Origin of the sequence: Prevotella sp. Sow4_E9_plate (assembly GCF_052116205.1) — a bacterium.
GTDB lineage: Bacteria > Bacteroidota > Bacteroidia > Bacteroidales > Bacteroidaceae > Prevotella.
Genome location: NZ_JBQKLN010000003.1, coordinates 1 through 13,912, shown reverse-complemented (window position 1 = coordinate 13,912; position 13,912 = coordinate 1). Strand labels below are relative to the sequence as shown.

The window sequence follows — 13,912 nt, the reverse complement described above, 5'->3', positions numbered from 1 at the left end:
AAGTGGTTAAAACAGAAATGTGGGACAAGAAAAAACATATTTGCTATACATCTAAGGAAAAATTTAAGGACAGAGATAATCGTGCAGCATCAAAGACCAATACCTTCTTGAAGAAATTCAACGATTTTATGTTAGATAAGATAAGCTATTGGAATGACTATAATAAACGTCTTACCGATAAGGATGAGCTAACGAGAAGTATCAAGCGTTATGCAAATTGGTTTTTCGATGGAGAGTTGAAGGCGATGGATAAGCAAGAAACAAAAGCTACGGAGTGGATGTTGAGCAATATAAACAGCGATAGACTTGATACCCACACAGGACGTTATGTAGCTGACCGAACGAAGAATGCTCAAACAACAGTAATTCACCGTTTACAATCTTTCTTGGAAGATTGCAATCTTGCAGATACGTTTGAGACATTCACAGCACAAAATTTTGGAACAAAGTTTATGGATTGGGGGTATAGCAAGAAGAATTACACAGAAAATACCATCTACGCCACTTATGAAATCGTAAAGGCTCAATTGAATGCAGCCAAAAGAGCTAAGTTTGATATAGACGATACCTATTATAAACAATTGAGAGGAAAGGGAAAGGACGTGGATAACATATATCTCAATGAGGACGAGATTAAAGCCATCTACAATTTGGATATACCAAAGCTCAAGCAAGAAGGCTTGATAGACGAAAAAAGTACAATGGAAAAGACAAGAGACCTTTTCGTTATCGGCTGCTATACAGGACTACGCAGGAGTGACTTAAACAAGCTGAACGATGGAATATGGAATTTAGACGAGAATGGGAATACAGTTTCTATTATTGCCGAGAAGACGAAAAAGCGAGTTATCATCCCACTGCATCCATGTGTACGAGCCATCTACAATAAATATCATGGTGTGTTACCTAAACTTGGAGACAAGCACAACAGTAATGAACATCTAAAAAACTTGGGGAGATTGGCAGGGATTAACGAGATTACAGCCATAACTGAAAATCGGGGTGGAAAGGTCACAACGCTCAAGCACAAGAAATATGATTTGATAGGTTTCCACACTGCAAGAAGGTCATTTGCTACAAATATGTTTTTGGCAGGTAAGCCTACCTACGCTATCATGCAGCTTACAGGCCATACCAACGAGCGCACATTTTATAAATACGTGAAGGCTACTCCCGAACAGATAGCCAAGTTATTGGAGTTCAACACTGCCATATAACCAATGCTATCGGGGATAAGCAGGGACGGAATCGGGGACGGTTTTGGATAAAATGTACAAGAAAGGGGATTTGTTGACAATCAATGATTTACGTCAACGAATCCCCTAACTTATTGAGTTTAAATTAATTCATCTTTATTTGAGTAGCTGTTTATCGGTATTCCGACTATTCCCACTCGATTGTCGAAGGTGGCTTTGAAGAGATGTCATAGCAAACGCGGTTAACACCCTTTACCTTATTGATAATCTCGTTACTTACCTTAGCCATGAAATCGTATGGAAGATGAGCCCAGTCGGCAGTCATCGCATCAGTACTTGTTACGGCACGCAATGCAACAGGATGCTCGTATGTACGCTCATCACCCATCACACCTACTGAACGGACAGTAGAAAGCAATACGGTACCAGCCTGCCAGATCTGATCGTAAAGAGAAACCTCAATCTCGCCATTCTGCATGTCAGCAGGAACACCGGCAGCCAGGACGCGGCGAGCTTCCTCACCACTCAACTTCACCTTATACTCACGCAAGCCACGGATATAGATATCGTCAGCATCCTGAAGGATACGTACCTTCTCTGGAGTGATGTCACCCAAGATACGGACAGCCAAACCTGGACCTGGGAATGGGTGACGGGTAATCAGGTGCTCTGGCATACCCATAGAGCGACCTACACGGCGAACCTCATCCTTGAACAACCACTTCAATGGCTCGCACAACTGAAGGTTCATCTCCTTAGGAAGACCACCTACGTTGTGATGGCTCTTGATTACCTTACCGGTGATGTTCAAGCTCTCGATACGGTCAGGATAGATAGTACCCTGAGCCAACCACTTGGCACCAGTCTGCTTCTTAGCCTCAGCATTGAAAACCTCCACGAAGTCACGGCCGATAATCTTACGCTTCTCCTCTGGATCTGTAACACCAGCCAAGTCAGCAAAGAACTTCTCTGATGCATCAACGCCGATTACGTTCAGACCCAAGCACTTGTAATCCTCCATTACATCACGGAACTCGTTCTTTCTGAGCATACCGTGATCAACGAAGATACAGGTAAGGTTCTTACCGATAGCCTTGTTCAGGAGAACGGCAGCAACACTTGAGTCAACACCGCCAGAAAGACCGAGGATAACCTTGTCGTCACCCAACTGTTCCTTCAACTCAGCAACTGTTGTCTCAACGAAAGAGTCAGCACTCCAGTCCTGCTTGCTGCCACAGATATCTACCACGAAGTTCTTCAAGAGCTGTGTACCCTGCAAAGAGTGGAACACCTCTGGGTGGAACTGTACAGCCCAAACAGGCTGCTTGGTAGAAGCATAAGCAGCATACTTCACATTGGCAGTAGAAGCGATGCACTTATAGTCCTCAGGAATCGCAGTGATGGTATCACCATGACTCATCCAAACCTGAGAGTTCTCGATGAATCCCTTGAACAAAGGATTCTCCTTGTCGAACTGCTCCAAGTTGGCACGACCATACTCACGGCTGTCTGCAGCCTCCACCTTACCGCCCTGGGCGTAAGAGAGGAACTGAGCACCGTAGCAGATGCCGAGCACAGGAATGCGGCCAATAAACTGGCTCAGATCTACCTTGAAAGCTTCCGGATCATGAACGGAATAAGGGCTACCGCTCAAGATGACACCAATCACAGATGGGTCATCCTTTGGAAACTTGTTGTAAGGCATAATCTCGCAGAAGGTATCAAGCTCACGGACACGACGGCCAATCAGCTGTGTGGTCTGTGAACCGAAATCCAAAATAATAATCTTCTGTTGCATATTGTCTAATTTATAATTTATAATTCTTTCAGGAACGCCTCCGCTTCTTTCAGCGTCTCCTGCTTTCCCACATCCATCAGCTTGAGATCGTTCTTCACGTATCCCTCAATGCGAACCTTGTCGCAATGCTTCAGATAGAAATCCATGATTGGGAACTTATCCGGTTCCTCCTCCATCAATGGGAAGAGTGATGGGGCTACCATGTGGATGCCCGAGAAAGCATACATCTTATAATCTTTAGGATTGAGATCAGGATAAGGACTCTTTACCTCGCCCGTCTCTATATTCGTCCAGCCTACCAATCGCATGCTGTCATCGAAGAGAAGATAGCGCTTGGTCTTGCGTTCGCTCACCAGAAGGCGGGCTGCCAAGGGAGCCTTCTCCTTCATAAAATCCGAAGAATCATCTGAAAGTTCCTTCGACTCCATCTGGTAGAACTTCTTCAGATCCACATTACTCAGAATATCCACGTTGTGGATGAGGATAGGCTCAGTCTGGTTGAAGAGCGACCATGCCTTCCGGATACCTCCACCCGTTTCGAGCAGCTTTTCGCTCTCGTCACTGATACGGATGTCCATACCGAAGTTATCATTCTCTCTGAGATAATCGATGATTTGATTGGAGAAATGATGCACGTTCACTACAATGCGAGTGAAACCGGCATCCTTCAACTGAAAGATGACACGTTTGAGCAAAGGTTCTCCACCGACACTTACCAATGCCTTCGGAATACGGTCGGTAAGTGGCTTAAGGCGAGTGCCCAAACCTGCTGCGAATATCATTGCTTGCATCATTGCTGTATAGCTATATCTTAATGTGCGTGCAAATTTACTAACTTTTTGCGAGATAGCCAAATTTGCACGCCACTTATTCTTATTTTGCAGGCAAAACCTGCTCTATCTGTTGCTCACGATGGCAGATTTGCACTTCCACGCCAAACTTTTCGTGGATATGCTCTGCCAGATGCTGAGCGGAATACACACTGCGATGCTGACCGCCCGTACAACCGAAACAGAACATCAGAGAGGTGAAACCACGCTGGATATAACGGTTCACGTGATGATCGGCAAGTGCATAGACATGCTCCAGGAACTGGAGAATCTCACCATCATCCTCCAGGAATCGGATGACCGGTTCGTCCAGACCCGTCAACTTCTTGTAAGGTTCATAACGGCCTGGGTTATGAGAGCTTCTACAGTCAAAGACATAACCGCCACCATTGCCAGACGGATCTTCAGGAATACCCTTTTTAAAGGAGAAACTGTAGACTCTCACAACCAAAGGTCCCTTTCCGTCATACTTGGAGAATGTTGCCGGTCCATCCTGTGGATGAGCCCGATAAATATTATTATCTGTAGTCTTATATCCATCTGCACGTGTTACGGCAGCACTCTCGATGCGCTTGAACTGCGGCAGTTCGGTAAGTCTGCGAAGCATATCCATCATATAGGGATAAGGGAACACCTTCTCGCCCATCTTCAAGAGATCACGAAGATTCTGGATGGCAGGTGGAATACTCTCAAGAAAATGCTTCTTGCGCTCGAAATAGCCACGGAAACCGTAAGCTCCCAACACCTGTAAGGTGCGGAAGAGCACAAAGAGACTCAGACGATTCACGAAATGGCGGACCGAAGGAACCTCCGTATAATTCTTGAGCGACTGATAATACTCCCAAACCAACTCCCGGCGGAGCTTGAAGGAATATTTGGCAGAAGCCTGCCAGAGGAAGGAAGCCAGATCATAATAGAACGGTCCCTTTCTGCCACCTTGGAAATCGATAAAATACGGATTGCCATTTTCGTCCAACATAATGTTGCGTGCCTGGAAATCACGATAGAGGAAACAATCCATCTTTTCGGAAGTAAGATCCTTTGCAAACAACCGGAAATTGGCTTCAAGTTTCAGCTCATGAAAATCCAGATCGGTAGGTTTCAGGAAACAATACTTGAAATAGTTGAGGTCAAAAAGAACGCTATCCACATCAAATTCCGGCTGAGGATAGCAATTGGACCAGTCCAGCCCGCGAGCACCACGCAACTGGATGTTAGGCAACTCACGGATAGTCTTCTTCAGAAGTTCCTTCTCCTTCTGATTATATCTTCCTCCAGCCTCACGACCACCCTTGATAGCATCGAAAAGCGAAGTTCCCCCCAGGTCAGTCTGTATATAGCAAAGCTGATCCTCGCTCACTGCCAAGATCTTAGGTACAGGCAACTGTCGGAGGTTGAAATGATTGGCAAGATAAATGAAGGCATGATCTTCATCACGACTGGTGCCCACGACACCAATCACCGTATCTCCATCTTGCTTGATGATACGGAAATACTGACGGTTGCTCCCCTGCCCTGCCAACTTGATGACCTCCGCAGGTTCTTCGCCAGCCCATTGCCTATAAAGATTAATTAGCTTTTCCATCATCATTCAGTTTACGACGCTTTCTATTATCGTCTATCTTCTGAGCGAAGTTATCACCGATAAAGAGAAGCAATAAAATACCAAGCGTAGTGAGGAATGAATTAGTAGTTGTCATTCCCAACTCAGCCTTTGTTATATAAATCAGTCCACCGATAACAATCAGGAAGACCAATGCTTTTTTCCAATCAATATTCTTCATGCTGCAAAATTACACAATAAATTCGAAAACACAAAATAAATAACAAAAAAAATCGGATGTCTCACGACAACCGATTTTCAAAAACAAACTACTTAAAAACTAATCTACTAAAACAAATCAAAAAAATATTTTCATTGTACACAGACCTCACGGTCCTCATACAATTACAATCAAACTTTGAAAGATAATCTCCTCGCAGTGAGAAGAACTATCTTTATTCGCTTGCAAAATTACAAAAAAAGTCAATTCACTCCAAATAATTTTGCGATTTTTTGCATCTTTAAAACTTAATAAATACAAAAATAGGGGTAATTCATTGAGAATCACCCCTATTTGTTATTTTTACTTTGCAAAACCGCGCCCTTACAGTATGCGTTCTTTGCGCGAACTATTCGGTTTTTACATCATGCCGCCCATACCTGGAGCTGCTGCCGGAGCTGCTGGAGCTGGTTCTGGTTTGTCTACCAATACGCACTCTGTAGTCAGGAACAGACCAGCAATGGAAGCAGCATTCTCCAAAGCTACACGCTCAACCTTGGCAGGATCTACGATACCAGCCTTGCGCATATCCTCGTAAACGTCCTTGCGGGCATTGTAACCGAAGTCACCCTCGCCCTCGCGAACCTTATTTACTACTACAGAACCCTCGCCACCTGCATTGGCTACAATCTGGCGCAAAGGCTCCTCGATAGCACGCTCTACGATGCGGATACCCGTTGTCTCGTCAGCGTTGTCACCCTTCATATCCTTCAATGCCTCGAGAGCACGGATATAAGTAGTACCACCACCAGCTACGATACCTTCCTCGATAGCTGCACGGGTAGCGCAGAGAGCATCGTCAACACGATCCTTCTTCTCCTTCATCTCTACCTCAGAGTTAGCACCAACGTAGAGAACAGCTACACCACCGGCGAGCTTAGCCAAACGCTCCTGAAGTTTCTCCTTGTCGTATGAAGACTTGGTGTTCTCAATCTCGTTCTTGATCTGAGCTACACGATCCTGGATGTTAGCCTTCTCGCCATGACCATTTACGATAGTTGTATTATCCTTGGTAACAGTAACCTTGTCAGCAGAACCCAGCATATCCAAAGTAGCCTGCTCCAACTTCAAGCCCTTCTCCTCAGAGATAACAACACCGCCAGTCAATACAGCGATATCCTCCAACATAGCCTTGCGACGGTCACCGAAGCCAGGAGCCTTTACAGCACAAATCTTCAAACCGCCACGCAAACGGTTAACTACCAATGTAGTCAAAGCCTCAGAATCAACATCCTCAGCGATAACCAACAAAGGACGACCGCTCTCAGCAGCAGGCTGGAGGATTGGCAAGAACTCCTTCAGGTTAGAAATCTTCTTATCGTAAAGAAGAATGTATGGGTTATCCATTACACACTCCATCTTGTCAGCATCTGTCATGAAGTAACCGCTCAAGTAACCACGGTCGAACTGCATACCCTCAACTACACCGATGTTGGTATCACGGCTCTTGCTCTCCTCGATAGTGATGACACCATCCTTGGAAACCTTGCGCATAGCGTCAGCCAGGAGCTTACCAATCTCAGCATCGTTGTTGGCAGAAACAGTAGCCACCTGCTCAATCTTGTCGTAGTTGTCATCAACCTGCTCAGCATGATCCTTGATGAAGGCAACGACAGCAGCTACAGCCTTGTCGATACCACGCTTCAAGTCCATAGGGTTAGCACCGGCAGTAACGTTCTTCAAGCCCTCATTTACGATAGCCTGAGTCAGGATAGTAGCAGTTGTTGTACCGTCACCGGCATCATCACCAGTCTTGCTGGCAACGCTCTTTACGAGCTGAGCACCAGTATTCTCGAACTTATTCTCCAACTCTACTTCCTTAGCCACGGTAACACCATCCTTAGTAATCTGAGGAGCACCAAACTTCTTTTCGATTACCACGTTGCGTCCCTTAGGGCCGAGAGTTACCTTTACTGCATTTGCCAACTGATCGACACCCTTCTTCAAGAGGTCGCGGGCATCCATATTATATTTAATATCCTTAGCCATAATATATTCTTTCTAATAATGTTTAAATATCGCAAAAAGTATTTTTTACCTTTATCAGCAAAAAAGCTTTTTACCTTTTTACTTTTTTACCTTTTTACCTTTAAAACTACTCCTCTACTACTGCGAGTACGTCGCTCTGACGCATCATCATATACTTGGTACCATCAAATTCCAATTCAGTACCAGCATACTTACCGTAGAGAACGGTATCACCTTCCTTGAGAATCATTTCTTCATCCTTAGTACCCTTGCCTGTAGCAACGACCTTACCACGCTGTGGCTTTTCCTTTGCTGTATCAGGGATAATGATTCCACCTACTTTTTCTTCAGCTGGTGCAGGAAGTACCAGCACTCTGTCTGCTAATGGTTTAATGTTCATGATTCTATTTTTTTAAATTGTTATTACTTCTTGTTTATATTTCAGATCTTCAGCAAGCCTATTGGGGCTCACCACCAATCGACACATGCCCATACGAAAAACGTGCCAAAGTATCAATACTGACACTTTGGCACGCCCACAGACTGACAGAATAACAGAAAAAACGGTCAGATAGGTAGCAACAAACGGCATGTGACGTCAAGGGAAACACCTACCTTTATCTAAGATTGACAGTCTGTGTTTTCCCCGTAATAGTAGTAACAACAGCTTTACCATTGGCAAGAACCTCCACCTTTTCATATTTAGCATCAACAATCACCTTGCCTTTCAAGTTCATGATACCCCAATGCCTTGGCATCTGCTCAAAGGCACAATAGGCACCAACAGGTTGAGAAATGCTGTGGTAGAGAGGAGGTACTACAACCTTACCATCCATCTTCAATCCCCACTTCTTTCCAGCTTGATACAATTCCACGCTGCCTGCCTCCGACTTCTCGTGCAACAGTAACAGTTCCTGTTCCTCTTGCTTTTTCCTGCGCTTCATTTCTCGCTCATAGACCAGTTTGCCAAGCCGTGGCATCGCAACCATCAAATTCTCGCTTTCTGTTTTGGGTTGATTGCAACCTATATAGGTCTTTTTCAAGCTGGAGTCAACGAAGTAGTAATCCTCATGACTGTCCATGACCACTATGCCACTGTCGTACAGGTCGGCGCACAGCCAATATACATGAGTATGGTCGCCACGTAAAAAACAAACCTTTTCACTGTTTTCTTTATACATGCGCATAGAGCCGCCATCCTCCTCTTTATATATCCATTCCAGACAACCACTGTCTGTAGAGCATTGAAAGTTGTAGATCATATAATATCCATAATTCCAAAGGTCATATTGGGAAGGGCGAAAAGGTAAAGCAAAGTGCTCGTAGGTACGAGACCTGAAGAGACCATTATATTCGACGAACTCCCATTTATTGATGGTGATTACCTCGGGAGCATCTTTCTCATGAATGTCCTCGTCAATGACAACTCTCGCCAAGAGGTCGTAGTAACATACAGTCTTTCTGCGAGGTCGATAGGATAAGATATTACCTCGTAAGAACTTCATTTCATAATAGTTGCCTGGTTCTATCACCTGTTCGCCTTGTCGGTTTACCACCGTCATCTTTCCATCATTCAACTTGACGATGGCAAAATCATCATTGCAATCCACAAACTCCCGATACAGCAATGACTGCATCAGTTTCTCATGGCTCATCACCATCATCATTTCCGAGTCTTGACCAACAGGCATAGTTTCTTGCTTTCCGTACATCAAGAAGAAATCTCTTTCCTTCGAAGTCTCCTTTTTCTTGCCAACTTTCAGCTTTCCCTCGAACATAGCATTCCAGTTCCATACTTGCGAAGGCAATCCAAACACCCGATACAGTCCCACATTATCTATAATCAAGCAGTTCTTCTTCCCCTTAGCCACTCGCAGTCCACGTCCCACCATCTGCAGATACTTGGCAAGCGACAAGGTAGGTCGAGCCAACTGTACAAACTCCACATCCGGGCAGTCAAATCCCTCCGAGAAGATGTCCACATTCACCAATACTTGTATAGGAGCAAGTTCATCAGCTACTCCATCAGTAGCCCCCAAGCAAGTAGCACCAAGCCTATCAGCAGCCCGCAAGCAAGTAGCACCCAGGCGGTCCCATCCCGCACAATCTGGCGAGACCTTTGACACCTCCTTTGATGCGCCAGCCGACAAAAAATCTGGCGAGACCTTTGATGGTCCGCCATCCTTAGAGCGTAGCGGTTCCGAGCGACGAGGAGGAGCGGTTACATCCCCGCTTCCTGAGGTTTCTGTCCCCCGGGAACGGGGGAACCGAAGGGGGTGTAAAGACCATTGAGAGGGGCTTGGGGAGAAAGTGGAGCCCTCTTTGGAAAGAGGGACGGGGTGATTCGAAAAATCTCCTTTTTTAAGGGTAAAGAGGGTTTCTGTCCCCCGGGGGAACCGAAGGGGGTGTAAAGACCATTGAGGGTGGGTTTTCGAAAAAGATAAGGAAGAAGATTTGAACCTTTCAATAAGTTCTTTTCGTAAAGAACTTGGCGTTTTACTATCAATGGCAACAGCCGCTATGCCGTGTTCTCTATAGAACTCGGCAATAGCATTGGCATGAGAAATATTGATAGCATAGACGATGCCCTTTCGGTCTTTACCAAATTCTTCCAAGCTCCGATAGAGCCTTTCGATACTCGGCTTCTTATTCAGCAGCATATCCATTTCCTTGTTCTGGTAGTCACCATCTGCCCCTCGCTTCTGCAAGGAGTCGATGAGCCGTTGCGTTACACCATCCGATTTGATGCTCACGAAATCGTATGTCGCCAATCTTCCCTTGCTGATAAACTCAGGAACACTCCACGACTGCACCAACACATCAAACAGATCAGTAAAACCCTTACCGTTTAATCGGCAAGGAGTAGCCGTCAGTCCCAGGAACTTAGCATTCGGGAATCTCTCCCACATTTCCTTATAGGTCTTGGCAAGCGCATGGTGTGCCTCGTCAATCACTATCATCCCCGGTTCTTCCTCTATCTCATCATAGTGTTTAACCAACCATTGTATCGACACCGCCTTGATAGGAACATTGAATGCGCCAGCCGACAAACAATCTGGCGAGATCTTTGATGCTCCACTCATCCCCAGGCGGTCCCATCCCGCACAATCTGGCGAGACCTTTGATGGTCCGCCAACCTTAGAGCGAAGCGGTTCTGAGCACCGGAGGGCGGTTACATCCCCTGTCCCCTGAGGGGAAAGGGGCTTGGGGAAAGCGGTGGAGCCTCCCTTAAGGGTAAGGGAGGTTTCTGTCCCCCGGGAACGGGGGAACCGAAGGGGGTGTAAAGACCATTGAGGGTGGGTTTTCGAAAAATTCCCCTCTTTAAGGGTAAAGAGGGACGGGGTGATTTTCGAAAAGACTCTTCCAATAGTTTCTCGAATCTGAGAAACCAACTCCCTTCTATGGGCAACAATCCAAACATTACAATCGGAATGTTCCCTCAAAAACGATTCTACGACCGAAGCGAGTAGAACCGTTTTACCCGTACCCGTTGGCATTTGTGCCATAACGGACCGATGAAGGCGCAACGCCTTCTCAATCCGTTCCCTCATATCCTCTTGGTAATCAAAGAGTTTGATATTCTTCATATAAAAGCATATAATAAATATAGCGTCCCTGCTATATTCCAAGCAGTGACACCTATCAGTATGTTAAAAAGTAATATGGTATCTTTTTTTTAAGAAAAGTCAAAAAGATAGGCAGAGCTTCATCAAAAGCCCTGCCAATCTTAAAGTATATAATTAAAATTTAAAATCTAATCCTTTTGTGTTTTCCAGATATTAGGCAATTAAAGTGTATATCCGCATCCGATTCGTTTTGTTAGCGCAACAATTACGCTTTTTCTTCGAAACCACCAAGAAAATCAAAAGAAATCTGTGTAAATCCGTGAAATCTGTGGGACTAATAAACAGCAAAGAAGAAAATCTGCGTCATCTGCGAAATCTGCGTGACCAAACTCCAGCCCAAATAGGGCTTCAAGAAAAGAAGATTCCGAAAGATTATCTCCTGTGTTTAAGTCTCCAGAAGAAATGCATATTTCTCCTTATTTCCAAGGCAATACTTCAGGAAAGCGAAACAAGCAGTTATATCATTCATTCAACTATTAATCTTTATTAAATTATTAATACTGCCGCACCATTTTACGCCATAATGATGTATATTTGCAGTCAGAATGATTATTATTAAACATTTTAGGCTTATGGCACAGACAGCAATGACAGTCCGTATGGACAACCAGCAGAAAGCACAGTTTGATAAACTCTGCGAGCAGTTCGGTATGAGTGCGAATACCGCCATCAACATCTTTGTAAAGGCAGTAATTCGCAGTAAGAGCATTCCATTCTCCATTCAGGCAAAGAATGAAGAAGAAGATGAAGTGACTGCAAAAGCAAAGGCTGCTTTCAAGCAACTTAGAGCTAAAGCAGAAAGAGGTGAAACCCCAGAACTCACGCTTGATGAAATCAATGAAGAAATCAGAGAAGTCAGACGATTAAGAAAAGAACGCAATGGTATATGCAGTCATTGATACAAACATATTTGTATCAGCCCTTATCACTCACAACTCAAATGCTTCAACAGCAAGAGTTCTTGAAAGTTTGTTCCTTCATCGTATTATACCTTTATATAATGATGACATTATAAAAGAATACGATGAAGTGCTTCATCGCGCAAAATTCAAGTTGTCAAACGACCAAATCTGCACAGTTATAGAACTTGTAAAGCAAAACGGAATTGATTCGTCCCGTTTTCCTTATGCTGGCGAAATGCCAGATGAGGACGACCGAGTCTTCTACGAAGTCTGCCTGAGCAAGGAAGATTCCTTCCTGGTTACCGGTAACCTCAAGCATTTTCCAAAAGAACCGCAAGTGATTACAGCAGCAGAAATGATGGAAATATTGGATAACCAATAATCACATCAGTTCCAATCACCCCAAAACCACCCAAGGAGATTCCCCATACTTTCACTTTTAGCCACCTTACCCCAGGCGGTCCCATCCCGCACAAGATGGCGAAGACCAGAAGCAAGTTGTAATAAGGCGGTCCCATCCCGCACAAGATGGCGAAGGGCTTTGATGCCCCGCCAACCTTAGAGCGTAGCGGTTCCGAGCACCGGAGGGCGGTTACATCCCCGCTTCCTGAGGTTTCTGTCCCCCGGGAACGGGGGAACCGAAGGGGGTGTAAAGACCATTGAGAGGGGCTTGGGGAGAAAGTGGAGCTCTCCTTGCAGGAGAGACGGAGAGGTAGAAAATTCAGCACTGTAGGGCGGTTACATCCTTCCCGTCTGAGATGGGTTTCTGTCCCCTGTGAGGGGAACCGAAGGGGGCGTAAAGACTATTGAAGAGAGGCTTGGTGAGAAAGGTGGAGCCTTCTTTAATGGTAAAGAAGGACGGGATGATTTTAGAAAAACCTCCTTTTGGCTTAAGGGAGACGGAGGGATTCGAAAAAAACTTCTTTAATGGTAAGGAAGGACGGGTAGGTTTTCGAAAAAAGGTAAGGAAGGTTTCTGTCCCCTAAAAGAGGGAACCGAAGGGAGTGTAAAGACCATTGAAGAAGACCGAGATGAGAGGTGGATCCTTCTTTAATGGGAAAAAGCGATGCCAATGAGTGCAATGAAAACTCGTTTTCAAATTGCCGAGTGCAGCTCGCTTTATCAACAAAGAAGAATACTTAGGGGGTGTAATTTAAACTGTGTCAAGGCTTGTTCTTAACTTTCATTCCCACTCCCTGCTGGGGGCATGCCCCCAGCAGGGAAGCCTTTTCGGCTGCAAAGTTACATAATTTTAAATCTATCTCCAAATTTTATTGCCAATTGTTGAGAAATTTGTCCCCAATTTGCCAGTGGCATAGTCCATTTCTTACGGATGTTGCGGTAAGCTAAGTACACAAGCTTCTCCAAAGAATTATCCGTAGGAAAGACCCCTTTAGTCTTTGTGACCTTTCTTACCTGTCTGTGATACCCCTCAACCGTATTGGTCGTATAAATGAGTTTACGGATGGCTGGAGTATATTGGAAATACTCTGTCAGACGTTCCCAATTGTCACGCCATGACTTGATGACAATTGGGTACATCTCTCCCCACTTAGACTCTAACAGGTCTAAATTAGCAGCAGCGGAGTCTTTGTTTACTGCACCATATACTGTTCTTAAATCCTTGATAAACTCCTTTTGATGCTTACTGCCAACATACTTGATAGAATTGCGTATCTGATGGACAATACAGAGCTGCACAGAACTCTCAGGAAATACGCTTTGGATGGCATCTGGGAAGCCTTTGAGACCATCAATACAACAAATCA

Annotated in this window: 11 protein-coding genes; 3 read left to right on the top strand and 8 right to left on the bottom strand. The window is 44.9% G+C overall.

Features of this window, described 5'->3' with window-relative positions; all coding sequences use genetic code 11:
• Nucleotides 1-2: 2 nt before the first annotated feature.
• Nucleotides 3-1,217 (top strand): site-specific integrase, encoded by a 1,215-nt coding sequence (locus ACTQ53_RS01805; protein ID WP_441931809.1) that lies wholly within the window; start codon nucleotides 3-5, stop codon nucleotides 1,215-1,217.
• 166 nt (nucleotides 1,218-1,383) lie between these two features.
• Here ACTQ53_RS01805 and guaA read toward each other — a convergent pair whose 3' ends face one another.
• From guaA to ACTQ53_RS01770, 7 genes are all read right to left on the bottom strand, one after another.
• The gene (gene guaA, locus ACTQ53_RS01800) at nucleotides 1,384-2,994 is read right to left on the bottom strand and encodes a glutamine-hydrolyzing GMP synthase (protein WP_118310983.1); all 1,611 of its coding nucleotides are present in this window, start codon (nucleotides 2,992-2,994) and stop codon (nucleotides 1,384-1,386) included.
• Between the two features lie 17 nt (nucleotides 2,995-3,011).
• Nucleotides 3,012-3,788: a nucleotidyltransferase family protein gene (locus tag ACTQ53_RS01795; RefSeq protein ID WP_441931808.1), complete on the bottom strand. Its 777-nt coding sequence runs from the start codon at nucleotides 3,786-3,788 to the stop codon at nucleotides 3,012-3,014.
• Nucleotides 3,789-3,867: 79 nt separating this feature from the next.
• A complete protein-coding gene (locus ACTQ53_RS01790) occupies nucleotides 3,868-5,409 on the bottom strand; it encodes a RapZ C-terminal domain-containing protein (protein WP_295347368.1) in 1,542 nt (513 codons plus the stop codon).
• Nucleotides 5,393-5,608 (bottom strand): transporter, encoded by a 216-nt coding sequence (locus ACTQ53_RS01785; protein ID WP_153124990.1) that lies wholly within the window; start codon nucleotides 5,606-5,608, stop codon nucleotides 5,393-5,395. The genes ACTQ53_RS01790 and ACTQ53_RS01785 overlap by 17 nt, the downstream gene beginning before the upstream one ends.
• 399 nt (nucleotides 5,609-6,007) lie before the next feature.
• Nucleotides 6,008-7,636 carry a chaperonin GroEL gene (gene groL / locus ACTQ53_RS01780; RefSeq protein WP_441931807.1) on the bottom strand — a complete coding sequence of 543 codons (1,629 nt, stop codon included), beginning with the start codon at nucleotides 7,634-7,636 and terminating at the stop codon, nucleotides 6,008-6,010.
• 106 nt (nucleotides 7,637-7,742) lie between these two features.
• A complete protein-coding gene (locus tag ACTQ53_RS01775) occupies nucleotides 7,743-8,015 on the bottom strand; it encodes a co-chaperone GroES (RefSeq protein ID WP_117662833.1) in 273 nt (90 codons plus the stop codon).
• A 217-nt stretch (nucleotides 8,016-8,232) separates the two neighbouring features.
• The gene (locus ACTQ53_RS01770) at nucleotides 8,233-11,202 is read right to left on the bottom strand and encodes a DEAD/DEAH box helicase family protein (protein ID WP_441931806.1); all 2,970 of its coding nucleotides are present in this window, start codon (nucleotides 11,200-11,202) and stop codon (nucleotides 8,233-8,235) included.
• Between the two features lie 611 nt (nucleotides 11,203-11,813).
• Between ACTQ53_RS01770 and ACTQ53_RS01765 the strand changes: the two genes are divergently transcribed.
• Together ACTQ53_RS01765 and ACTQ53_RS01760 are read left to right on the top strand one after the other, a co-directional pair.
• Nucleotides 11,814-12,140, top strand: a complete 327-nt coding sequence (locus ACTQ53_RS01765) for a type II toxin-antitoxin system RelB/DinJ family antitoxin (protein ID WP_118086191.1) — start codon at nucleotides 11,814-11,816, stop codon at nucleotides 12,138-12,140.
• A complete protein-coding gene (locus tag ACTQ53_RS01760; protein WP_441931804.1) occupies nucleotides 12,121-12,525 on the top strand; it encodes a putative toxin-antitoxin system toxin component, PIN family in 405 nt (134 codons plus the stop codon). Before ACTQ53_RS01765 ends, ACTQ53_RS01760 begins: the two co-directional genes overlap by 20 nt.
• An 860-nt stretch (nucleotides 12,526-13,385) precedes the next feature.
• Here the strand turns inward: ACTQ53_RS01760 and ACTQ53_RS01755 are convergent.
• On the bottom strand, nucleotides 13,386-13,912 hold a 527-nt coding region (locus ACTQ53_RS01755; RefSeq protein WP_441931803.1), incomplete at its 5' end, for an IS256 family transposase.